Here is a 21593-nt window from a genome sequence, read left to right on the forward strand (position 1 = left end):
ACATGCGGCCAGCCTGCCTTGCGCAACTTGTTTGGTAATGGTAGCAAATTACCTAACGAACAGCAAACTGCGGGAGGGCATCATGGCCACAGGACGCCTGGATGACGCTGCCATGGGCAGGGTCGAGAATGCCGCGTCGACCCATTCCCGGCCGAGCGAGCTCAGGATCACCGACCTGCGGGTTGCGGTGGTGGTCGGCAGCGGCTACCACCCGATCATCCGCATCGACACCAACCAGGGCATCTCCGGCCTCGGCGAGGTGCGGGACGGCGGCCATGCCGAATACGCCCTGCAGTTCAAGCACATGCTGCTGGGGCAGAATCCCTGCAATGTCGACATGATCTTCTCGGCCCTGCGCCGCTACGGCAATTGGGGGCGGGAAGGGGGCGGCGTCTCCGGCATTGAGATCGCGCTGTGGGACCTGGTCGGCAAGGCCTATGGCGTGCCTTGCCACCAGTTCCTCGGCGGCAAGCACCGCGACCGGGTGCGGATCTACGGCGACACGCCGGCCCCGGCCCAGCCGACGCCGGAGGGCTATGTCGAGGCGGTGCTGCGCCGCAAGGCCTTGGGCCTGACCTTCATCAAGTTCGACCTGCCGCCGCGCTTCTTCAACGCGGTCGACGGCGCCCTGGTCGGGCAGGCGACGAAGCACGAATACGAGCTGGCCAAGGCCTGGCGCGCGCCGGGGGCCGGGCGGGGCATCAAGCTCAGCCAGAAGGGCATCGCCGCCGCGGTCGACGTGGTCCGGGCGGTGCGCGAGGCGGTTGGCGCCGAGATCTCGCTGTGCATCGACCATTTCGGCGAGGGCTTCGTGACCGCCGACGAGGCGATCCGCCTCGGCCACGCGCTGGAGCCGTTCGACCTCGCCTGGGTCGAGGACCCGCTGCCCTGGCACGATTTCGCCGGCCACAAGAAGGTGGCCGACGCGCTGCTGACCCCGGTCGCGGCGGGCGAGGAGTTGTATCTCTGGGACGGCTTCCGCGAGCCGATCGAGACCCGCGCCTTCGACATCCTGCACCCCGACCTGCTGACCTCCGGCGGCATGCTGGAGACCAAGCGCATCGCCGATTACGGCGAGCGCTTCGGCCTGGCGACCGCGCTGCACGCCTGCTGCACCCCGATCGGCCTGATGGCCAATGTCCATTGCGGTGCCGCGATCTCCGGCCTGGTGGCGGTGGAGCACCACGGCCTCGACATTCCGCATTGGGGCGACCTGGTGACCGGGATCGACCCCGATTATCTCGAGGGCGGCTACGTCACCGTGCCGGATGCGCCCGGCCTGGGCATCGAGCTGAACGAGGAGGCGGTGGCGGCGCAGCTGCGCCATCCCGGCGCCCTGTTCCAGCCGACCGAGGAGTGGAACCGGATCCGCATCGGCTTCGAGCGCCGGTCGCGCGGCTGAGAGCGCGTCAGGCCGTTCGGGCCAAGCGGAGATGCTTGGTGCGGTCGTCGTTCAGCACGATGCCGTCGGCCACGAGGCGGACGGTGAACAGCCAGCCGCCCGCCTCGACCGCGCCGGGCTTCGGCGGCGTGTCCGAGATGGCCCTCCACGGTACGGCCAGATGGAGGTCCGGTGCCCGGGCCTCCAGCGCGGTCTGCCACACGCCATAGGGGGTGCGCAGCCGCAGCACGGTCTCGCCCTCCTCCGCGCCGATCTCGGCATCGAAGCCGGTGGCGGCGTCGGAATAGCGTCCGGCCAGGCCGGGCGTGGCGGGCAGGGCGGCATCGGCCAGGCGCCGGAAGCGCCGTGGGCGGCCGAACCAGCTGGTGTCCATGCCGCCGTCGTCGCGCGGCGTGAACTGCAGCGGCACGATGCCCCGCTCCGGCATGAAGGCGCCGTCGCCGACCTGCTCGATCGGCATGCCGCCGTTCATGTTGCTGACGAAGACGGGCTGCCCGTCCTTCACCGCGATGCCGAACACGTCGTCGCCGTCCTCGGCCCGGTACAGGCCGACGGCCCGTTTCAGCCGCTCGGTCGCCGCCGCGGTGCGCGGCGGGCCGGGCTCATGGCCCCGCACCAAGTCGAGGATCCGGCGGGCCAGGGAGAACGGGCCCATGTCGTCGGTGTTGCCGAGGATGACGACGCCGATCCCGGCTTCCGGGAAGCGCACCGATTCCGAGCGGCCACCGGCGACGCCGCCGCCATGGCCGATGCTGGCCAGGCCACGGTAGCGGCAGGTGACGAGGCCGAGGCCATAGGGCGACGGGATGCCGTCGATCACGGCGCCGGGCGCCGACATCCGGGCGACCATCTCCGGCGTGCCGACCTTCGGCGCGTCGAGATTGGCCAGCCACAGCCCCATGTCCTCGAGCGTCGAGACCATGCCGCCTTCGCCGCCCAGCACCACGCCCCATTGCGCCTTGTGCCAGCCATCGTCCGGGCCGCGGGTGTGGTGGTCCGCCAGCCGCGGCAGGATCTCCGAATCCCAGCGCATCAGCCGGGTGTCGCGCATGCCCAGCGGCCCGGTGATCCGCTCCTCCAGCAGGTCGTTGAAGCTCTTGCCGGAGACCTGCTCGACGATCTCCGACAGCAGGAAGAAGCCGGTGTTGCAGTAGATCAGGTCGGTGCCGGGCCGGAAGTTCACTCCCCTGTGGCCGGCGATGATCCGCCGCGCTCCGGCCCGGGTGGACGGCGCGCCGATGTCCAGCCCGCCCAGCATCATGATCTCCAGGAAATCGCGCAGGCCCCCGACATTGGCGGCCAGGTGGCGCAGCGTCACCGTCTGCGGATATTCCGGCAGCCAGGGCAGGTGGCGGCGGACGTCGTCCTCCAGCGACAGCCTGCCCTCGGCCTCCAGCATCAGCGCCAGCAGCACGGTGAACTGCTTGGTCTGCGACCCGATGCGGATCACCGTGCGCCCGTCGATCGGCACGGCCTGGGCCAGGTCGGCCATGCCGTAGCAGCCGCGATGGATCTCGCGCCCGTGCCGGGTGATGCTGACCGCGGCGCCGGGCGAATCCGGCCGGGCCCAGCGCGCGAACAGCGCGTCGATGCGGGCATTCAGGTCCGGGGGCAGGGGGCTGTCTTGGCTCATGGTGTCCTCCCGGGTATCAGGCGAAGGGGTTCTCCACGCGCGGCCAGAACGGCAGGCGGCGCTTGGTGTAGCCGATGCCGGCATAGTCGGGCGGGATCGCCCCCGGCGTGGTGACGTAGCGGATCTCGGCCGCGATCGGGGCGAAGCCGGCGTGGAAGTGCTGGGTCGACTTTACCACCACGACCGCCTTGCGCGACGGGTCGATGCCGAAGGCGGTGAATGCGTCGGGGGCGAAGGTCTGGCTGCGCAGCGTCACCAGCACCAGGTCGACGTCGTTGGCCGCCTGCACCCAGACGCCGCGGCCCAGCGGCGCCCAATCCTCGCTCAGCCCGGTCTGGTGCAGCTCCGGCAGCACCCGCTTGACCGTGATGCGCAGATCGACCGGGTCGCCCGAGGCCGGGCCGCATTTGCCGCCGATGCGCAGGTCGAAGCTCGCCCCTTCGCCGGCCTCCTCGCACAGCGCCACCGCCTGCGGGTCCCAGTAGCAGCCGCTGACCACGCTGCCGATGCCGCGGTCGATGATCCGGCGCAGGATGAAGGTGCTGTCGCCGGGCGCGCCGCCGCCGGCGTTGTCGGCCACGTCGGCCAGCACCACCGGGCCGCGCGGCGCCGCCAAGGCATGGTCCAGCGCCTCGTCCACCGTGTCGTGCGGCGTCGCGGTGGCATGGCGCAGGTCCCAGATCTCCCGGCCCAGATCCTCGGCCACGCGGCGGGCCCGGTCGCGGTCGCCGTCGGCCACCACCAGCATCCGGGCGCCGACATCCTCGACATCGCCCCAGGGGAAGCCGTGGCCGAAGGTGACGGACAGGATGCCGTCGCGGCCCTCCAGCGCCTGCATGCGGTCGACGAAACCGCGCATCGGCTCTATGGGCGTGCGCCACATGCCGATCATGCGGCAGTCGTGCAGCGCCATCACCGGCCGGATCTCGCCGCGGCGGGCGCGCAGGCACAGCTCGTACAGCTCGACGGCCCGCGGCGCCATGTCGGTGTGCGGGTATTCCTTGAAGCCGATGATCGCGGTGCAGGCCTCGACCATCCGGTCGGTCAGGTGGCAGTGCAGGTCCAGCTCCATCCCGACCGGCACATTCGGGCCGACGATCGCGCGCACCCGTTCGGCCGTGTCGCCCTCGCAGTCGTCAGTGCCGTCCGCCACCATCGCGCCATGCATCAGCAGCAGCACGATGTCGACCGGCCCGGCCCGCCGCAGATCCTCGAGGATGTCGTCGCGCAGGCTCTCGTAGAGAGACCGGATGGTGCGCCCGGCCGGCTGGGCGATGGCGGTGACGCTCTCGACCACCTCATGCCCGTCGCGCTCCGCCAGCCGGCGCCAGGTCTTCTGGCAGATCGTCTCGGCCGCCGTGCCGTCCAGGCTGGCGTCGCGCCGCCGGTAGGTCTCCGGCGCATAGAAGCTGGCGGCGCCGGTCGGCAGCGGCGAGAAGGTGTTGGTCTCGGTGACCAGGGCGGCGATGAAGATCTTCACGGATGCGGCTCCGTCGATGCAGGGCCGGCGCGGAACCGGCCGGGAGAGAGGGCGGCGGCGGTGATGCCCAGCCGGGCGAGATCCTTGGGGACCGGGCCGCCGCGCAGCAGCGCCGCCCCCAGCCGGGCCATGGCCGGCGCCGTCTGGAAACCATAGCCGCCCTGGCCGGCGCACCAGAAGAAGCCCGGCGCCTCCGGGTCGAAGCCCAGCACCGGCGTCTTGTCGGCGACGAAGCTGCGCAGCCCGGCCCAGCGATGGGTCAGGCGCCGGATCCGCAGCGTGGTCGCGCGCTCGATCCGGTCGACCGCGACGGCGATGTCGATCTCCTCCGGCTGGGCGTCGCAGGGCGGGCTCGGCGTCTCGTCGGCGGGGGAGCCCAGCAGCTTGCCGGCGTCCGGCTTGATGTAGAAGGTCTCGTCCAGGTCGACCACCATCGGCCAGCCGTCGACGGCATGGCCCGGCGCGTCGAACAGGAAGGCGGTGCGCCGCTTCGGCACCAGCCCGACCGGCGCGACCCCGGCCAGCGCGGCGATCGCGTCGGCCCAGGCCCCGGCGGCGTTGACCACGATGCCGGCCTCGACCGGGCCGGAAGCGGTCTCGATCCGCCAGCCGCCGCCGGGCAGCCGCGCCAGCGCCGTGACCTCGGCCTCGGTGCGGACCTCGCCGCCGCGCCGGCGCAGGCCGCGCAGCGACCCTTGCAGCATCCCGTTGGTGTCGAGGTCCAGCGCCTCCGGCTCGAACACCGCGCCGGCGACGCGGTGCAGCACCGGGAACCGGGCCGTGGTCTCGGCGGCGCCGAGTTCGCGCACGCTGGGCACCAGGGCCGCCAGCGCCTCCGCCCGGCTGCGGATCGCATCCTCCTGGCCCGGCCGGCCAACATGCATGGCGCCGCGCGGACGGGTCAGGACGAAGCCGGCGAAATCCTCCGGCGGGGCCTGCAGGACGTCGCGGCTGCCGGTCGACAGGGCGCGGACCACGGCGTTGCCGTAGGTCTCGGAGAACAGGGCGGCGGACCGGCCGCTGGCGTGGGTGCCGGGCTGGCTCTCGCGCTCCAGCAGCAGCACCCGGCAGTTATCCGCGGCGGCCCGGGCCAGCGACGCGCCGGCGATGCCTCCCCCGATCACGGCGATGTCGACGACATCCATCCGGCAGCTCTCCTTTGGCCGAAGACTGCGAAGCGATAGCGGTTATGTCAAATAGTTTATCGTATCGGAAAATTCGTGGTTCTTGCGATAAGGCCTGCACTCGACATAGGGTGACCGACCAACCATTGTTTCGACCAACCATCGGCCGGGTCCGCGCATGTCCAATCAGCCCAAGCTCGGGGAATGCCTGAAGGCGCTGCGGCGCCGGCACGGCTGGACGCTGCAGGACGTCAACCGGCGGACCGGGGTGGCGGTTTCGACCCTGTCGAAGGTCGAGAACGACCAGATGTCGCTGACCTACGACAAGCTGCTGCAGATCAGCGAAGGGCTGGGCATCAACCTGGCCGAGCTGCTGGCGCCGCCGACGGGATCGGGGGCGGCGCTGGCCCGGCGGTCGATCAGCCGGCCGGGGGAGGGGCTGCTGCAGGTCACCCAGAACTACGACTACCTGTATCTCTGCACCGAGCTGCAGCGGAAGCGGATGGTGCCGGAGGTCGGCCGGGTGAAGACCCGCACCATCGAGGAGTTCGGCCCGCTGATCCGCCATTCGGGGGAGGAGTTCATCTACGTCCTGGAAGGGGCGATCGAGGTGCACACCGACCACTACGCCCCGGTGCGGCTGGAGAAGGGCGGCAGCATCTACATCGACAGCACCATGGGCCATGCCTACATCTCGGTGGGCGAAGGCGACGCCACGGTGCTGGCCGTCTGCTCCAGCCCCGACCCCGACCTCGAGGGGACGCTGCGCTCGCTGTTTACGGTCTGAGGTCTCGCCCGAGAATAAGCGAACCGGCTGATGATCGGACTTCCATCCAAACTGTCATGCCCGGGCTTGACCCGGGCATCCAGAGAATGTCGACATCTTCTGGATTGCCGGGTCAAGCCCGGCAATGACAATAAAAGAAGGGCGTCCTCTTCTCTGGACCATTAATTCTCGGGCGTCGCCTAACCGGGCTCAGGCCGCGGGCCGGGACGGCAGGCCAAGTCTACATCGTCGCGGTGACGCTGTAGCCGAACAGGAACATCAGGAACTTCGACATGTCGACCGCATCCTCCGCCTCGTAGCGGATGGTGTAGGTGTCGACCTGGGTGACGAAGCGCAGATAGGCCAGGTGCTCGACCGGCAGGCGGTGGCGGAACCGGACCTCCAGGGCGAAGGGCGGCTTCAGCCGGAACGGCCTGGCCTCGCCGATGCGGGCGATCGCGCGCTTCACGCCTTCGCGCACCGCCTTGTGGGCCGCCGCCGGCGTCAGGGTGCGGGCGGAGCGCGTGCTGTGCGCCCATTTCACCGTCGTCGTCTCGATGTCGCCGAGGATGTCGCGGATCTCGGCGGTGGCCACGTCGTCGCCCGAGGCGTAGATCACCGGCACGCCGTAATGGCCGGCGATGGCGGCGTTCAGCCCGGCCTCGTTCAGCACCTGGCCGTTGACGCGCACCTCCTGGAAGGCGCTGCCGCTCAGCGTGTGCGCCAGCACGCCGGCGGGATTGCTGGCGCCGGAGTGGTAGCCGATCAGCAGGGCGCCGGCGAAATCTCCGACCTCGATCCCCTGCATCATGCACAGCGGCCGCGGCCAGCTGCGCACCAGCTGCACGCTCTCCGGCAGCTTCTCGATCTTGATGCTCTCGCCGTTGCCGTGGGAATCGCTGACCACGATCTCGGTCGCCCCGGCCTCCTGCGCGGCCTCGCAGGCGGCGACCACCGTGTCGGTCATCCAGTCGCGCGCCCGCTCGTATTCGAAGCCCTCGGGACTCGTATGGTCGCGGCTGACGACGCCGACGATGCCTTCGATGTCGGCGGAGATGTAGAGACGCATGGCTTCCTCCCGGCTCGTTCATTGGGGCTTGCGACGAAAGCCGATTGTTGCATACGGTACTTTTTAGCGTATAGGAAATTTCTTCTTGCCCAGCATCGGAGCCGCCATGAACGACGATCGCGTGCTCGAGGTCGAGAATCTCCAGGTGTCGTTCTCTCTCGGCCAGGGCGAGACCCTGCGCGCGGTGAAGGGCGTCTCGTTCCACATCAAGCGGGGCGAGACGCTGGCCCTGGTCGGGGAATCGGGCAGCGGCAAGTCGGTCACCGCGATGACCATCATGCGGCTGGCCGAATATGACGGCGCCAGGCTGGTGGGCGGGTCGATCCGCATGCGCCTTGCGGGGGGCGAGGTGGTCGACCTGGCCCGGCTGCCGCAGAAGCGGATGCAGAATGTGCGGGGATCCGACATCTCGATGGTGTTCCAGGACCCGATGGCCAGCCTGAACCCGGTGTTCAGCATCGGGTTCCAGATCGGCGAGGCGATCATGCGGCACCAGGGCAAGAGCGCGGCGGAGGCGCGCGCGATCGCGCTGAACGCGCTGAAGCTGGTGCGGGTGCCGGAGGCGGAGAAGCGGCTGGACCAGTATCCGCACCACCTGTCCGGCGGCATGCGCCAGCGGGTGATGATCGCCATGGCGCTGTGCTGCCGCCCGTCGCTGATGATCCTGGACGAGCCGACCACGGCGCTGGACGTCACCATCCAGGCCCAGATCCTGGACCTGGTGCGGGCGCTGCAGCGCGAGATCGGAATGTCGGTGTTGTTCATCACCCACGACATGGGCGTGGTGGCCGAGATGGCGGACCGCATCTGCGTCATGCTGAAGGGGGAGATCGTGGAGACCGGAACGGTCTACGAGGTGTTCGAGACGCCGCTGAACGCCTACACCCGCGCGCTGCTGGCCGCGGTGCCGCGCCTGGGCAGCATGGCCGACAAGGACGAGCCGGAGCGATTCCCGCTCGTCGAGACGGGCGATGCTGTGGCCGAAACGCGCGCCGCCCGGGGCGTCGAGGGGGTGCCGGCATGACCCCGCTGCTGGCGGTCGAGAAGCTGACGACCCGCTTCGACCTGCGGTCCGGCGTCTTCGGCAAGGTGACGGGCCGCGTCCATGCGGTCGAGAACGTGTCGTTCGAGATCTTCCCGGGCGAGACCCTGGCCCTGGTCGGGGAAAGCGGCTGCGGCAAGTCCACCATCGGCCGCAGCATCCTGCAGCTGGACCGGCCGGTGTCCGGCTCGATCCGGTTCGAGGGCCGCGAGACGCTGGGGCAGCCGGCGCGCGAGATCCAGGCGCTGCGCCGCCGGGTGCAGATGGTGTTCCAGGACCCCTTCAGCTCGCTGAACCCGCGCATGACCGTGGGGCAGGCGATCGCCGACCCGATGCTGGTCCATGGCGGCCTGTCGCGGGCCGAGGTCCAGGCGCGCGTCGCCGGGCTGCTGCAGCGGGTGGGGCTGTCGCCCGAGCATGCGCGGCGCCATCCGCACGCCTTCTCCGGCGGCCAGCGCCAGCGCATCTGCATCGCCCGGGCGCTGAGCACCCGGCCGAAGCTGGTGATCGCGGACGAGGCGGTGGCGTCGCTCGACGTCACCATCCAGGCCCAGGTCATCAACCTGCTGATGGACCTGCAGGCGGAGACCGGGATCTCCGTCCTGTTCATCTCGCACGACATGGCGGTGGTGGAGCGGATGGCCCATCGCGTGGCGGTGATGTATCTCGGCCAGATCGTCGAGATCGGCAGCCGGCGCGAGGTCTTCGGCAACCCGCGGCACAGCTACACCCGCAAGCTCCTGTCCTCCGTCCCCGTCGCCGATCCGCGGGAGCGGCCGGAGAACCGCCTGCTGATGGCGGACGAGATCCCGAGCGCGGTGCGTCCGCCCGATTTCGAGCCGGTGTTCCTGCCGATGCAGCGGGTGTCCGACCGCCATTTCGTGCGCGCGGAAGCCTGAGCGGCCATGAGCTGGGGTCATATTCCAATACGCTAAAGGTTTTCCGAAAGACGGAAAATTGGGCGTATTCGGTATGGTTTTATCGTCAGGCGTAAGACACACTGCCGGACAGATCGCCGTTTCCGGGCGACTCCATAAGGGCGAAACGCCCGTCCAAAACAGGAGGCTTCTCGATGAAGAGTTGGATCGGCCCCAGCCTTGGCATCGCCTTGCTGGCCCTGTCCGGCGCGGCGCAGGCCGAGCTGAAGAACCCCAACACGCTCGTGTATCTGTGGACCAGCGACATCCGCACGCTGGACCCGGCCTATATGGCCGACACCCCCAACACCTTTGTCTCGATCAACACCCATATGCGGCTCTTGAACTACAAGGGCAGTGAGATCTCGGAGTTCATGCCGGCCCTGTCGACCGAGGTGCCGTCGCTGGAGAACGGGCTGATCAAGCCGGGCGAGAACGGGTCGATCAGCTACACCTTTCCGATCCGCAAGGGCGTCCACACCCACAAGGTCGGGGTGAAGGGCGCGGACGGCACCATCGCCTGGAAGCTCTACGATGAGCTGACCGACCAGGAGAAGGCGGCGATCGTCCCCGGCTATGGCGAGCTGACGGCCCAGGACGTCAAGTATTCGCTGATGCGCGCCATCCTGCAGGGCGACAGCTGGATGGCCAATGCGGTGACCGAGATGATCACCGCCGGCAAATACCCGAACATCGAGGCCTGGGCCATGGACCTGGCCGGGGTGAAGACCTTCGACGAGGTCGATGCCGCCGGCCTGGCCAAGGTGCACGACGCGCTGTCGGAGAAGATCAAGGTCGACGGCGACCGGGTGACGATCGTGCTGGACGCGCCGTTCCCGGCCACCCTGGGCATCATGGCGCTGCCTTTCGCCACTTCGATCCTTGATGAGGAATGGACCCGCGACCAGGGCGACTGGGACGGCACCGCCGGCACCTGGAAGCAGTTCCACAAGCCCGAGCTTGGCGAGGACAAGCTGTTCGCGGTCGAGAACGGCAGCGGCCCCTTCATGGTCGAGGATTGGGACCGGTCGCAGAAGAAGATCACCATGAAGCGGTTCAACGGTTACTGGCAGGGCCCGGCCCAGCTGGAGCGCGTGGTGCTGCGCTCGGTGCCGGAATGGACCACGCGCCTGCTGCAGCTCGAGGCCGGCGACGCCGATGTGGTGACGACGCCGGTGGAGTTCCTGGACGAGGTGGGGGCGAAGCCCGGCATCAAGGTGACCGAGGGCCTGCCCCAGGTGTTCGGCCGGTCGATTTTCTACGTCTGGCCGGTCAGCGCGGTGGACAACCCGGCGATCGGCAGCGGCAAGCTGGACGGCAAGGGCATCCCGCCCGACTTCTTCTCCGATATCGACGTGCGCCAGGGCTTCAACTACGCCCAGGACTACCAGCTGCTGCTGGACGACGTCCTGCTGGGCAAGACCGTGCAGCTGCGCGGCCCCACCGTGCGCGGCATCATGGGCTACCGGCCGGACAGCCCGGTCTATTCATACGACCCCGAGAAGGCGGCGGAGCACTTCAAGAAGGCCTGGGGCGGCCAGGTGTGGGAAAACGGCTTCGAACTGACCGCTTATATGAGCGAAGGCAACACCGCGTATCATTCGGCGCTGTCGGTCCTGCAGCAGAACCTCGCCCGCATCAATCCGAAGTTCAGGCTGAAGATCCAGCAGCTGCAGGCCGCCACCTTCGCCGACAAGGTCTATGGCGGGGCCGATCCCAGCGCGCCGATGGCGATCATGGGCTGGGGGCCGGACTATTCCGATCCGGGCGGGCCGCTGGGCGCCGCCACCTACTACCTGGCCAGCACCGGCCTGGTGGCGGGGATGACCGGCAAGGGATACCAGGAGCTGATGCGGGAGAAGTTCGACCCCCTCCTGAAGCAGGCCTGGACCACCGTGGACCCGGCGGAGCGTGAGAAGATCTACGCCAAGCTGCAGGACATGAGCCACGAATACGCCACCACCCAGTTCCTGTGGGAGGAGTACGGCTTCATCGTCACCCGCGACTGGGTCGACGGCTATGTCCACAACATGATCGAGTATGGTGCCTGGGACTTCTATCCCATCACCAAGACCGAGAAATAGGCGCGGCGGCCGGGCAGGGGCGCCGCGCCGGCGTCCCTGGCCCGGCGCCGGCCGATCCTCCCCTTTCCCGGTCCGGGATGCTCCATGCTCGCCTACACGATCCGACGCCTGTCCTTCATTCCGATCGTCTTCTTCGCGCTGACGCTGATGATCTTCGCGATGCAGATGATGCTGACGCCCACCCAGCGCATGCTGACCTATGTGCCCGGCCCGGACGCGCTGAAGGGCGGCGCGGCACAGGTCGCGGCGCTGATCGAGAAATACGGCCTGAACGACCCGTTCTACCTGCAGTACGGCCGCTGGATCGGCAACATCCTGCAGGGCAATCTCGGCTGGTCCGAGACCGCGCGGATGCCGGTGGCCGAGGCGCTGGTCTCGCTGTTCCCGGCGACGCTGGAGCTGGTGATCTTCGCCTTCGTGCCCGGCATCCTGGGCGCGATCTGGCTGGGCAGCCGGGCCGGCGTGCACCTGAACAAGCCGATCGACCACGGCATCCGCCTGTTCACCGTGCTCGGCTGGTCGTTCCCGGTCTTCGTCTTCGGCCTGCTGGTGCTGATGGTGTTCTACGGCTCGCTCGGCTGGTTCCCGCCGGGGCGGCTGAGCCAATGGGCGCTGGTCGAGGTCGGGGGCGACGGCTTCCGGCGCTGGACCGGGCTGAACACGGTCGACGCGCTCCTGAACGGCAATCTCGCGATCTTCCTGGATTCCCTGCGCCACCTGGTGCTGCCGGTGGTGTCGTTGACCTATGTCAACCTGGCGTCGATGACCCGGATCATGCGCACTTCGATGCTGGAGGCGCTGCGCCAGGACTATGTCCGCACCGCCCGGGCCAAGGGCATGAGCGAGCGGGTGGTGCAGAACCGGCATGCCCGGCGCAATGCCCTGCTGCCGGTCGTCACGCTGGCGGGGATGGAGGTGGCGACGATGCTGGGCGGCGTCGTCATCACCGAGACCATCTTCGACTATCACGGCATCGGCCAGTTCGCGGCGAATGCGGCCTCGAACCTGGATTTCCCGGCCGTGCTGGGCTTCGCCCTCTATTTCGCGCTGGTGCTGGTGGTCCTCAACCTAGTGGTGGACCTGCTGTACCCCCTGTTCGACCCGCGGGTGAGGCTGGCATGAGGATCGTCGGATATCTGCTGCGCAACCCGCTGTCGCTGCTGGGCATCCTGGTGCTGGCCGGCTTCGTCGCCGTCGCCGCGCTGGCCCCGGCGATCGCGCCGCCGGAGCCGTACCAGACCTCGCCCTACGAGATCCCGCGCAGCGGCTTCCGCGCCACCCCGCAGCCGCCTTCGGCCCGCGCGCTGCTGGGCACCACCGAGGGGCAGTTCGACATCTATTACGGCCTGGTCTGGGGCACCCGCACGGCCTTCAAGATCGGCCTCGGCGTGGTCCTGATCTCGACCCTGATCGGCGTCATCGTGGGGGCGGTGTCCGCCTTCTACGGCGGCATGGTCGACGAGGTGCTGATGCGCATCGTCGACGTCTTCCTGGCCATGCCGCTCCTGATCGCGGCGATGGTGCTGACCACGCTCCTGGGCAAGGGCATCGGGCCGATGACGATCGCGCTGACCACGTTCGGCTGGATGAACTACGCCCGGGTCATCCGCAGCGAGATCCTGCGGGTGAAGGAGCTGGACTACGTCAAGGCGGCGCGGTCCTACGGCACGCGCGACGCCCGGCTGCTGCTGCGCCACATCCTGCCGAACGCCTTCTTCCCGGTGCTGGTGCTGGCCACGATGATGACGGGGTCGATGGTGCTGACCGCCTCGGCCCTCAGCTTCCTCGGCGTCGGGGTCGAGCCGGGCTACGCCGACTGGGGCCAGCTGATCAGCTATTCCCGCAACTGGATCGTCGGCCGCGGCGACAGCCCGTTCCGCTACTGGTACACGCTGGCCTTCCCTGGCGCCGCGATCTTCCTGTTCGTGCTGTCCTGGAGCCTGCTGGGCGACGCCCTGCGCGACATCCTGGACCCCCGCCTCCGGACCTGAGAGGAGACACCGAAATGGACACCCGTGCCCTGGCCGCCGGCCTGGAGGACGCCATCGCGCATGAGGTCGGGGACAAGGCCCTTCCGTCGATCTCCTACGCCTTGGTCGACCGCGACGGCCTCCTGGCCACCGGCCATGTGGTGCGGCCCGATCTTGGCCACCGGCTGGACGGGCATTCGCTGTTCCGGATCGGGTCGCTGACCAAGATGTTCACGGCGATCGGCATCATGCAGCTGGCCGAGAAGGGGCTCGTGGACATCGACGCCGACGTGTCCGACTACATCCCGGACTTCCGCCCCGTGAACCCGTTTGCCGGGCGCGAGAGCGGCCCTTACGGCGCCCAGGTGTCGCTGCGCAAGCTGATGAGCCACACCTCCGGCCTGGTGCGCGAGCCGAAGGACGGCCACTACCTGGACGACCGGCGGCCGGGGCTCGCGGTGACGGTCGAGGGGCTGAAGAATTCGGTGCTGAAGGAGGATCCCAGCGCCGGGATCGTGCACTACTCCAACGCCGCCATCGCCGTGGTGGGCGCGGTGCTGGAGCGGGTCAGCGGCATGGGCTATGCCGACTACGTCGCCCGCCACATCTTCGAGCCGCTGGGCATGGCCGAGAGCAGCGCGGCGCTGACGCCCGGGCTGATGGACCGGCTGGCCCCGGCCTGGATGTGGGATGTCGACCGCGACTTCCCGGCGCCGGTGTTCGACCTCGGCGGGTCGCCGGCCGGCGCCATCGTCTCGACCGCGCCCGACATGGCGAAGTTCGCGTCCTGCATGCTGCGCGGCGGCTTCGCCCCGGACGGGCAGTCCGTCGTATCGCCCGCCGGGCTGAAGCAGATGTGGACGGTGGTGGGCCGGCCGCCGGCCGGCCACAGCAGCAGCAGGGGCTATGGTCTGGGCTTCGGCATCGCCGACCTCGACGGCTGGACCTCGGTCGGCCATGGCGGCGCGGTCTACGGCTATGCCACCCAGTTCGTGGCGCTGCCCCAGGCCGGCCTGGCGGCGCTGATTTTCAACACCCTCGATTTCACCAACCAGATCGGCACCCGGCTGGCGCGGCGGGCGCTGCGGCTGGCCCTGGCCTCCCAAAAGATGGGCCGGGTCCCGGCCCCGCCGGCGAAGCACCCGCCGCTGACCTCGGCCCATCTGACGGCGATGCCGGGCCTCTACCAGGCCGCGGACGGCAGCGAGAGCGTGGAGCTGCGGGCCCAGGATGGCCGGCTGTACCTGATGGGCGAGGGCGTGCCGCTGGAGCTGAAATGGCGTGGCGGCGATGCCTTCACCATCGACGGCCGGATCTATGGGGAAGAGGCGGATTATCCGCATCTCGACCTGACCTTCGGCGCCGACGGCGCGCTGGGCTGGAAGGGCAAGGCCTGGACCCGGCGCAACACCGTGGACGCCGACGCCCCGGCCGAGCTGGCGCCGCATCTCGGCGTCTACGGGCCGGACTTCAACCCGACTTACCTGTTCTATGCCGATGGCCGTCTGAAATGCCTGATCGAGTACTTCTGCACCCATGACTGCGAGAAGCTGCCGGACGGCAGCTGGCGCATGCACGGGATCCTGTACGAAGGCGAGGCGCTGGAGCTGGCCGCCCGGGACGAGGAGGGCCGCACCGGCATCCGCGTCGGCCCGATGTTCCTGGCGCGGCATGCGGAGAGGGGGGCGTAGCGCCGCCAATCGGATTGCGATGGCCCCCGCGACCAGCATAGTCTGCCCGGCCATCGATCGGGCGCAAACAGAGGGACGGTTGTGACAGGGAAGAAGACCATCCTCGCCTTCGGCGACAGCCTGACCTGGGGCGCCGATCCCGTGGGCGGCGGCCGCCATCGCTTCGAGGACCGCTGGCCCAGCGTGCTCGAGGCCGGGCTGGACGGATCGGCCCGGGTGATCGCCGAAGGCCTCGGCGGGCGGACCACCATCTTCGACGATCACGGGGGGGCGGCCGACCGGAACGGCGCGCGCATCCTGCCGACGCTGCTGGGCAGCCACTGTCCCCTCGACCTGCTGGTCATCATGCTCGGCACCAACGACCTGAAGCCGCATCTCTGCGGCAGCGCCGCCGGCGCGGGGGCCGGGATCGAGCGTCTGGTCGAGATCGCCAGGACCTACCCCTATGGCCAGGATGTGGCCGCCCCGAAGGTGCTGATCGTCGCGCCGCCGCTGCTCGGGGAGGCCGCGGGCGGGGACTGGCAGCGCAACATCGCCGAATCGGAGAAGCTGGCGCCGCGCTACCGCGAGGCGGCGGAGCATGGCGGCTGCGCCTTCTTCGACGCGGCGGGCGTGGCGGCCGCATCGCCGGTCGACGGCGTGCATCTCGACGCCGGGAACACCCGGGCGATCGGGCTCGCATTGATTCCGCTCGTCCGGCCATTGCTGGCGTGACGCCGGCGAGGGACCCTTCAGGGCTGCCGTGACGCCTCGCGCGGCGTGACGCCGTAGCGGCGCTTGAACGCGGTGGCGAAGTTCGCCGGGCTGGAATAGCCGGCAATGGCGCTCGCGTCCTGGACGCTGGCCTCGCCGGACTGCAATGCGGCGCGGGCGCGCCCGAGGCGGGCGAGGCGGACAAACTCGAAGACGCTGCAGCCCTCCGACAGGCGGAACAGCCGCTGCAGCCCGCTGGCGCTCACGCCGGCTTCGCGCGCGATCGTCTCCACCCGCAGCGGCCGGCTCGGGTCGGCGGCGATCAGGTCCTTGGCCCGCTGGAGGCGGATCCGCTCCCTGGCCATGAGAAGGCCGCCGGGCTCCGCCCCGCGGTCGGCATGCATCACCGCGGCGATGGTCTCCGCGACGATCGCGACCGCGCGGCCCTCCAGATAGAGGGCGTTCAGCTCGGGCCCGAAGCCGGACGGGGCGAAGATGCCCCGCACCAGCTCGGACACGCGCGGCGTCGGGGTCCAGCGATGGTCCGCGAGATGGTCCCTGAACAGCCTTGTGGCGAGGCGGTCGCCGCGCACCTCCTCGAGGCCGTCGACATTGAGCCACTCCGGCGTGGCCGACACGACCAGATGATGGACATGCTGCCGCCCGGTCGACATCCGCAGGAAGCTCTCGGGCGTCACGCTCATGACGGCCGCGGCCGCGATCGTGCCGCGCCGGTCGCCCCGGAACTCGAAGCGGCGGCCGCCGATCCGGACCGCGACCTCGCCGTCGAGAAAGAAGATGCAGGACAGCCCCTCGGGCAGATGGGACGTCGCGGTGAAGGCGTGTTCCTCGACCACGTTGCCGCCGTGCAGGAACAGGCCGTGGCGCAGCTCCTGGTTCAGGAGGTCGCCCGCGATCAGCGTGTCCTCGGGGGAGATGCTGTCGTCCGGGCTGTCGAGGGTGATCCCCTTGCGCCGCAAGAAGTCGCAGACCCGCACACGCTTGCCCGGGCCCGTGTCGGAGGCGCCGGCGCGGGATTTGCTGGTCTGCAAAGGCATCTTGTTGCTCCCCAAAGGCTCGGGCCCTGCCGTTGTGCCATGATCCCGTCTATTGAATGCGAGTGATTATCAAAGTCAATCGCGAGTACGGTGCGGCGGCTTCGGCGGGGGATGATCGTGGATGACTGGCACAGCGTGCGGAGGGTTAGCCGGGGAAGGGCGCGTCCCGCCTCTTCGCCCGCCCGCGGCCGAATGGTCTCCCGCGGCCGGCTGCTGCTCGCCTCCACGGCGCTGAGCGGCATCGTCGGCGCGTTCGCACTGCCGGTCCTGGCGCAGCAGGCCGGCGCGCCGGCCGACGCCGCGACCGGGGGCGCGGTCGTTCTCGACCCCATCACCGTACAGGGTGCCGGCGGATCCGCCGACGGCATCGTCGCCACCCGGAGCGCCGGCGCCACCAAGATCGACACGTCGATCCTGGAGACGCCGCAGCAGATCAACGTCGTCACGCGGGCGCAGATGGACGACCAGGGCGCCAACTCCGTCTCGGAGGCGCTGCGCTACACGCCCGGAGTCCAGGCCGAGGCGAACGGCTACGACGTGCGGTACGACTGGCTCTGGATCCGGGGGTTCAACACCTACGGCACGACCTGGCTCGACGGGCTGGTCATCGCCGGCGACCCGAACAACTACGCCACGCCGAGCATCGACGCCTATGCGCTGGAGCGCATCGAGGTGATCAAGGGGCCGGCCTCGGTGCTGTACGGCCGCGCGGTGCCTGGCGGGCTCGTCAATCTCGTGAGCAAGCGGCCGCAGGCGACGCCGCACCGCGAGGTCTCGGTCCAGACCAGCGGCTTCGGCGGCATCCAGGGCGCCTTCGACGCGACCGGCCCGCTGACGGCGGATGGCGAGTGGCTGTACCGCTTCACCGGGCTGGCCCGGGACATGGGCACCCAGATCGACCGGGAGCGCGACAGCAGGATCATGCTGGCGCCGAGCGTCACCTGGACCCCGTCCGCCGCCACGTCCCTGACAGTCTACGGGTACTATCAGCGCGACCGCGACACCTTCAGCCCGCGCTTCTACCCGGCGGCCGGGACGCTGCTGCCGAACCCGGCCGGGCAGATCCCGCGCGACCTGTTCCTCGCCGACCCCGACGCGGACGAGTTCAACCGCGACTATTACGCCGCGGGCTACGAGTTCTCGCATCGGTTCAACGACGCGCTGACCGTGCGGCAGAACCTGCGCTACGGCCGCTCGGACCAGGACATGCACCTCGCCCTGGTCAATCCGGCCTTCGCCTTCGCCGGGGAGCCTTCGAACGAGCTGAGCCGCGTCGCCGCCGTCTCGAACGACTGGACCTCGAGCTTCGCGGTCGACACCCAGGCCCAGCTGGAGCTGCGGACCGGCGCGCTGGACCATACCGTGCTGCTCGGCATCGATTATCTGAACGCGATCTCGGATACCAATTTCGGCAACTCGGCCTTCGGCGATCCGGTGCCGCCGCCGCTCGACTTCCGCGATCCGAAATACGGGTTTTCCGTCGCCGTGCCGGCCTATCAGAGCTCGGTCCGGCAGGAACAGACCCAGTTCGGCTTCTACCTGCAGGACCAGGTCCGCTACGACCGCTGGGTCGGAACCTTCGGGCTGCGCTACGACGTCTCCGAGATCGACAGCACCAACCGGATGGCCGCCGGAACGCCGACCGTCTCCACCCGGGACGAGAAGCTGACCGCGCGCGTCGGCCTGACCTATCTGTTCGACAACGGCCTTGCGCCCTATGCCAGCTATTCGACCTCGTTCCTGCCGCTGCTCGGCACCGACAAGTCCGGCCAGCCGTTCGAGGCCCAGACGGCCGAGCAGTTCGAGCTCGGCGTCAAATACGAGCCGCCGGGCGGCTGGGGCCTGGTGACGATGTCGCTGTTCCAGGTGACGACCGAGAATTCGCTGACGCCCGATCCGAACGACCCCCGGCCCACACGGCCGACCGCCTACGTCCAGGGCGGCCGGGAGCGGGTCCGTGGAATCGAGATCGAGGGCAAGGTCGAGCTGACGTCCGAGATCGACCTGCTGGCCTCCTACGCCTATTCCGACTCCGAGGTCCTGCGCTCGAACAACCCGGAGGCGGAGGGCCGCGAGATGCTGCGCCTGCCGGAGCATCAGGGCAGCGTCTGGGGGAACTACCGGCCCGCCGCCGTGCCCGGACTGTCGCTGCGGGCCGGGCTGCGCGCCATGTCCGCCTACCAGTCGGACAGCACCTATCTGAAGGAGCTGCGCATCCCGGCGCGGGCGCTGGTCGATCTCGGCGCGGAGTATGATTTCGGCGCGCTGGACAAGAGCTTCGAAGGCGCCCGGCTCAGGGTCAATGTGAGCAACCTGTTCGATGAGGAGTATGTCTCGCACTGCCTCAACCTGACCGGCGGCAGCTGCAACTACGGCGCGGGGCGCAGCGTCACCGCGACCCTGAGCTACGCATGGTGAGGCGCCCACCGGTGCGGCGGCGGCTCGGCCTGCTGCTGCTCTGCCTCGCGGCGTTCGGGCTCGCGGTGCCGGCGCGGGCCGAGATCGTGCTGACCGACGCCGTCGGGCGCGAGGTGCGGCTGGCCGGGCCGGCGACGCGCATCGTCACCAATGAAAGCCTGGTGCTGCTGTCCCTCGCCCTGATCGATCCGCAGCCGGTGGCCCGGATCGCAGGATGGGCCGCGCCGCAGCGTCTCGACCGCGGCGTGTACGCCGCCTTCCGTGCCCGCTTCCCGGCGATCGACGGCATCCCGGTCGTCGGCGGGGTGGTGCCGGCCAAGGCGTCCACTGAGGCGATCCTCGGCGCGCGGCCCGACCTGTTCGTGGTCAGCCTCTGGGAACCCGACTGGGACGGCGTGGCCCGGCAGATCGAGGCCGCCGGAACGCCGGTCATCTTCCTCGACAGGCTGAACGATCCCGGGCGCGGACCGGAAGAGGCCACGGCGTTCTCCATCGAGCTGCTGGGCAAGGCGACCGGGCGGGAGGCGCAGGCCGGCGCCTTCGTCGATTTCCTCCGCGGGCGCTACCGGATGGTGGCCGAACGGCTGGCGGGAGCGGCCGGGCGGCCGAGGGTGCTGGTCGACGTCCATGCGGGAACGCTGTGCTGCTACACGCCGGGATCGGCCAATCGCATCACGCAGTATCTGGAGCTCGCCGGCGGGCACAGCATCGCCTCCGGCATCGTGCCCGGCTATGACGGCCAGCTGAGCCCCGAATTCGTGCTCGACGCCGGCCCCGAGATCTATATCGGCACCGGCTCTCCGCATCTGGCCGCTCAGGGCGGCCTGGCGCTCGGCGGCGGGATCGGCGCCGAGGCCGCCCGCGCCTCCCTGCGCCGGGTGGTCGGGCGCAACCATCTGGGCGACCTGTCGCCGGTGCGCGAGGGCCGGGCCTTCGGCGTCTCGCACCAGCTCTCGATCTCGGCGCTCAGCATCCTGGTGTTCGAGTGCTTCGCCAGATGGACCCATCCCGACCTGTTCGCCGACCTCGATCCGGCCGACACGCTGGCCGAGATCAACCGGCGCTTCATGGCCGTTCCGATCGAGGGGACGTTCTGGATCGGCCTGGACGGCGGCGCGCCGCAATGACCCCGCATTCGACGAGGAAAGCCGGTTGATGAAGGAATTCGTGGCGCGGGCGCACATCGCCCTTGCCGACCCGAAGGCCGTGATCGGGCCGCTCTGCGAGCACATGGTGGAGCACGGTGCGGAGGTGGAGGAGCACGGCGGCGTGCATGTCGTGCGGCACGGCGGGGCACATGTCCGTTTCGTCCAGGAGGGCGGCTCCACCACCGTCGACGCCCGCGCCGCGAGCCTGGAGGAGCTCTACTATCTGCGGATGATGGTCGCGTCCCACATCCTCGAATTCGCCGGGGGGCAGAACCCGGCCATCGAGTGGTCCGGGGACGGCGGCGACCTGCAGCGGCCGCCCAACTTCCGGATTCTCCAGGTCGCCGGCATCCGCGACGTGACGCCCCGGATGCGCCGGATCACTCTGTCGGGCGAGGATATCGCCCGCTTCGCGACGCTGAGCGCGCTGCATCTCAACATCCTGGTCCAGCATCCGGATCTGCCGGAGCCGCAATGGCCGACGGTCGGGGCGAACGGCCTGATCCGCTGGCCGGACCCGCAGCGCCGGCCGTTCTTCCGCAAATACACGGTGCGCTCGCTCGACCTCGCGGCCGGCACGCTCGATATCGACTTCGTGCTGCATGACGATGCCGGGCCGGGATCGGCCTTCGCCGAGACCGCACGGCCGGGCGATCGGATCGGCGTCGTCGGTCCGGGCGGCGGCGGGCTGGTCGAGGCCGACTGGTATCTCTTCGCGGGCGACGAGACGGCGCTGCCGGCGATCGCGCGCATGCTCGAGCAGCTTCCCGAAGGCGCCCGCGGGCGGGCGCTGATCGAGGTCGCGGATGCCGGCGAGATCCAGCCCATCGACTGCAAGGCCGGCATCGTGCTGGACTGGCTCTGCCGCGACGGCGCGGCGGCCGGGACGACCCGGCTGCTCGCCGACGCGATCCGGGACACGCCCTTTCCCGAGGACGGATCGAAGATCTTCGCCTGGGCCGGTTGCGAATTCGAGGCCTTCCGGGCCATTCGCAGCCATCTGCGCCAGGAGCGCGGGCTGGGCAAGGAGGAGCACCTGGTGGTCGCCTACTGGCGCCTGGGCAGGGGCGGGGACGAGGTCGGCGCCGAAGCGTAAGG

17 protein-coding genes are annotated in these 21593 nt (G+C 69.7%); 12 read left to right on the top strand and 5 right to left on the bottom strand.

Going from position 1 to position 21593, the window contains the following annotated elements; translation table 11 throughout:
• Positions 1 to 82: 82 nt before the first annotated feature.
• Complete coding sequence (locus ACFW16_RS30085; RefSeq protein WP_380312180.1) at positions 83 to 1402, top strand: mandelate racemase/muconate lactonizing enzyme family protein; 1320 nt, start codon at positions 83 to 85, stop codon at positions 1400 to 1402.
• Between the two features lie 7 nt (positions 1403 to 1409).
• On the opposite strand, the gene ACFW16_RS30090 is transcribed toward ACFW16_RS30085, so the two are convergent.
• Genes ACFW16_RS30090 through ACFW16_RS30100 form a run of 3 tightly spaced genes read right to left on the bottom strand, consistent with a single transcriptional unit; the run spans position 1410 to position 5660 of the window.
• Positions 1410 to 3035: a serine hydrolase domain-containing protein gene (locus ACFW16_RS30090; protein WP_380312182.1), complete on the bottom strand. Its 1626-nt coding sequence runs from the start codon at positions 3033 to 3035 to the stop codon at positions 1410 to 1412.
• A gap of 16 nt (positions 3036 to 3051) precedes the next feature.
• Entirely contained in the window at positions 3052 to 4515 is a 1464-nt protein-coding gene (locus ACFW16_RS30095) for a M81 family metallopeptidase (RefSeq protein ID WP_380312184.1), read from the bottom strand.
• Positions 4512 to 5660, bottom strand: coding sequence for an NAD(P)/FAD-dependent oxidoreductase (locus tag ACFW16_RS30100; protein ID WP_380312186.1), 1149 nt, complete (start codon positions 5658 to 5660; stop codon positions 4512 to 4514). Before ACFW16_RS30100 ends, ACFW16_RS30095 begins: the two co-directional genes overlap by 4 nt.
• 157 nt (positions 5661 to 5817) lie before the next feature.
• On the opposite strand from ACFW16_RS30100, the gene ACFW16_RS30105 reads away from it, so the two are divergent.
• Entirely contained in the window at positions 5818 to 6426 is a 609-nt protein-coding gene (locus ACFW16_RS30105) for a helix-turn-helix domain-containing protein (RefSeq protein ID WP_380312188.1), read from the top strand.
• Positions 6427 to 6646: 220 nt separating this feature from the next.
• On the opposite strand, the gene ACFW16_RS30110 is transcribed toward ACFW16_RS30105, so the two are convergent.
• Positions 6647 to 7474 (bottom strand): M55 family metallopeptidase, encoded by an 828-nt coding sequence (locus tag ACFW16_RS30110; RefSeq protein ID WP_380312190.1) that lies wholly within the window; start codon positions 7472 to 7474, stop codon positions 6647 to 6649.
• 106 nt (positions 7475 to 7580) lie between these two features.
• On the opposite strand from ACFW16_RS30110, the gene ACFW16_RS30115 reads away from it, so the two are divergent.
• From ACFW16_RS30115 to ACFW16_RS30145, 7 genes are all read left to right on the top strand, one after another.
• Complete coding sequence (locus tag ACFW16_RS30115; RefSeq protein ID WP_380312192.1) at positions 7581 to 8498, top strand: ABC transporter ATP-binding protein; 918 nt, start codon at positions 7581 to 7583, stop codon at positions 8496 to 8498.
• Positions 8495 to 9415: an ABC transporter ATP-binding protein gene (locus tag ACFW16_RS30120; RefSeq protein ID WP_380312195.1), complete on the top strand. Its 921-nt coding sequence runs from the start codon at positions 8495 to 8497 to the stop codon at positions 9413 to 9415. The genes ACFW16_RS30115 and ACFW16_RS30120 overlap by 4 nt, the downstream gene beginning before the upstream one ends.
• Before the next feature lie 173 nt (positions 9416 to 9588).
• On the top strand, positions 9589 to 11517 hold the full coding sequence (locus tag ACFW16_RS30125; protein ID WP_380312197.1) for an ABC transporter substrate-binding protein: 1929 nt from the start codon (positions 9589 to 9591) through the stop codon (positions 11515 to 11517).
• An 84-nt stretch (positions 11518 to 11601) separates the two neighbouring features.
• Positions 11602 to 12639, top strand: coding sequence for an ABC transporter permease (locus ACFW16_RS30130; protein ID WP_380312199.1), 1038 nt, complete (start codon positions 11602 to 11604; stop codon positions 12637 to 12639).
• Positions 12636 to 13508, top strand: coding sequence for an ABC transporter permease (locus ACFW16_RS30135; RefSeq protein WP_380312201.1), 873 nt, complete (start codon positions 12636 to 12638; stop codon positions 13506 to 13508). Before ACFW16_RS30130 ends, ACFW16_RS30135 begins: the two co-directional genes overlap by 4 nt.
• Positions 13509 to 13522: 14 nt before the next feature.
• A complete protein-coding gene (locus ACFW16_RS30140) occupies positions 13523 to 15178 on the top strand; it encodes a serine hydrolase domain-containing protein (RefSeq protein ID WP_380312203.1) in 1656 nt (551 codons plus the stop codon).
• A gap of 81 nt (positions 15179 to 15259) precedes the next feature.
• Positions 15260 to 15892, top strand: a complete 633-nt coding sequence (locus tag ACFW16_RS30145; RefSeq protein ID WP_380312205.1) for an SGNH/GDSL hydrolase family protein — start codon at positions 15260 to 15262, stop codon at positions 15890 to 15892.
• Positions 15893 to 15909: 17 nt separating this feature from the next.
• On the opposite strand, the gene ACFW16_RS30150 is transcribed toward ACFW16_RS30145, so the two are convergent.
• On the bottom strand, positions 15910 to 16929 hold the full coding sequence (locus ACFW16_RS30150) for a helix-turn-helix transcriptional regulator (RefSeq protein ID WP_380312207.1): 1020 nt from the start codon (positions 16927 to 16929) through the stop codon (positions 15910 to 15912).
• 192 nt (positions 16930 to 17121) lie between these two features.
• Between ACFW16_RS30150 and ACFW16_RS30155 the strand changes: the two genes are divergently transcribed.
• Genes ACFW16_RS30155 through ACFW16_RS30165 form a run of 3 tightly spaced genes read left to right on the top strand, consistent with a single transcriptional unit; the run spans position 17122 to position 21591 of the window.
• A complete protein-coding gene (locus ACFW16_RS30155) occupies positions 17122 to 19347 on the top strand; it encodes a TonB-dependent siderophore receptor (protein ID WP_380312209.1) in 2226 nt (741 codons plus the stop codon).
• Positions 19341 to 20474: an ABC transporter substrate-binding protein gene (locus ACFW16_RS30160; protein WP_380312211.1), complete on the top strand. Its 1134-nt coding sequence runs from the start codon at positions 19341 to 19343 to the stop codon at positions 20472 to 20474. Before ACFW16_RS30155 ends, ACFW16_RS30160 begins: the two co-directional genes overlap by 7 nt.
• 28 nt (positions 20475 to 20502) lie before the next feature.
• Complete coding sequence (locus ACFW16_RS30165; RefSeq protein WP_380312213.1) at positions 20503 to 21591, top strand: DUF2218 domain-containing protein; 1089 nt, start codon at positions 20503 to 20505, stop codon at positions 21589 to 21591.
• Positions 21592 to 21593: the final 2 nt, after the last annotated feature.

The organism is Inquilinus sp. NPDC058860 (genome assembly GCF_042743185.1).
GTDB lineage: Bacteria > Pseudomonadota > Alphaproteobacteria > DSM-16000 > Inquilinaceae > Inquilinus.

Coding starts and splice junctions, on each gene's coding strand:
- ACFW16_RS30085 (WP_380312180.1), top strand. CDS start 83: ATGGCCACAGGACGCCTGGATGACGCTGCCATGGGCAGGGTCGAGAAT.
- ACFW16_RS30090 (WP_380312182.1), bottom strand. CDS start 3,035: ATGAGCCAAGACAGCCCCCTGCCCCCGGACCTGAATGCCCGCATCGAC.
- ACFW16_RS30100 (WP_380312186.1), bottom strand. CDS start 5,660: ATGGATGTCGTCGACATCGCCGTGATCGGGGGAGGCATCGCCGGCGCG.
- ACFW16_RS30105 (WP_380312188.1), top strand. CDS start 5,818: ATGTCCAATCAGCCCAAGCTCGGGGAATGCCTGAAGGCGCTGCGGCGC.
- ACFW16_RS30110 (WP_380312190.1), bottom strand. CDS start 7,474: ATGCGTCTCTACATCTCCGCCGACATCGAAGGCATCGTCGGCGTCGTC.
- ACFW16_RS30115 (WP_380312192.1), top strand. CDS start 7,581: ATGAACGACGATCGCGTGCTCGAGGTCGAGAATCTCCAGGTGTCGTTC.
- ACFW16_RS30120 (WP_380312195.1), top strand. CDS start 8,495: ATGACCCCGCTGCTGGCGGTCGAGAAGCTGACGACCCGCTTCGACCTG.
- ACFW16_RS30125 (WP_380312197.1), top strand. CDS start 9,589: ATGAAGAGTTGGATCGGCCCCAGCCTTGGCATCGCCTTGCTGGCCCTG.
- ACFW16_RS30130 (WP_380312199.1), top strand. CDS start 11,602: ATGCTCGCCTACACGATCCGACGCCTGTCCTTCATTCCGATCGTCTTC.
- ACFW16_RS30135 (WP_380312201.1), top strand. CDS start 12,636: ATGAGGATCGTCGGATATCTGCTGCGCAACCCGCTGTCGCTGCTGGGC.
- ACFW16_RS30140 (WP_380312203.1), top strand. CDS start 13,523: ATGGACACCCGTGCCCTGGCCGCCGGCCTGGAGGACGCCATCGCGCAT.
- ACFW16_RS30150 (WP_380312207.1), bottom strand. CDS start 16,929: ATGCCTTTGCAGACCAGCAAATCCCGCGCCGGCGCCTCCGACACGGGC.
- ACFW16_RS30155 (WP_380312209.1), top strand. CDS start 17,122: ATGGTCTCCCGCGGCCGGCTGCTGCTCGCCTCCACGGCGCTGAGCGGC.
- ACFW16_RS30160 (WP_380312211.1), top strand. CDS start 19,341: ATGGTGAGGCGCCCACCGGTGCGGCGGCGGCTCGGCCTGCTGCTGCTC.
- ACFW16_RS30165 (WP_380312213.1), top strand. CDS start 20,503: ATGAAGGAATTCGTGGCGCGGGCGCACATCGCCCTTGCCGACCCGAAG.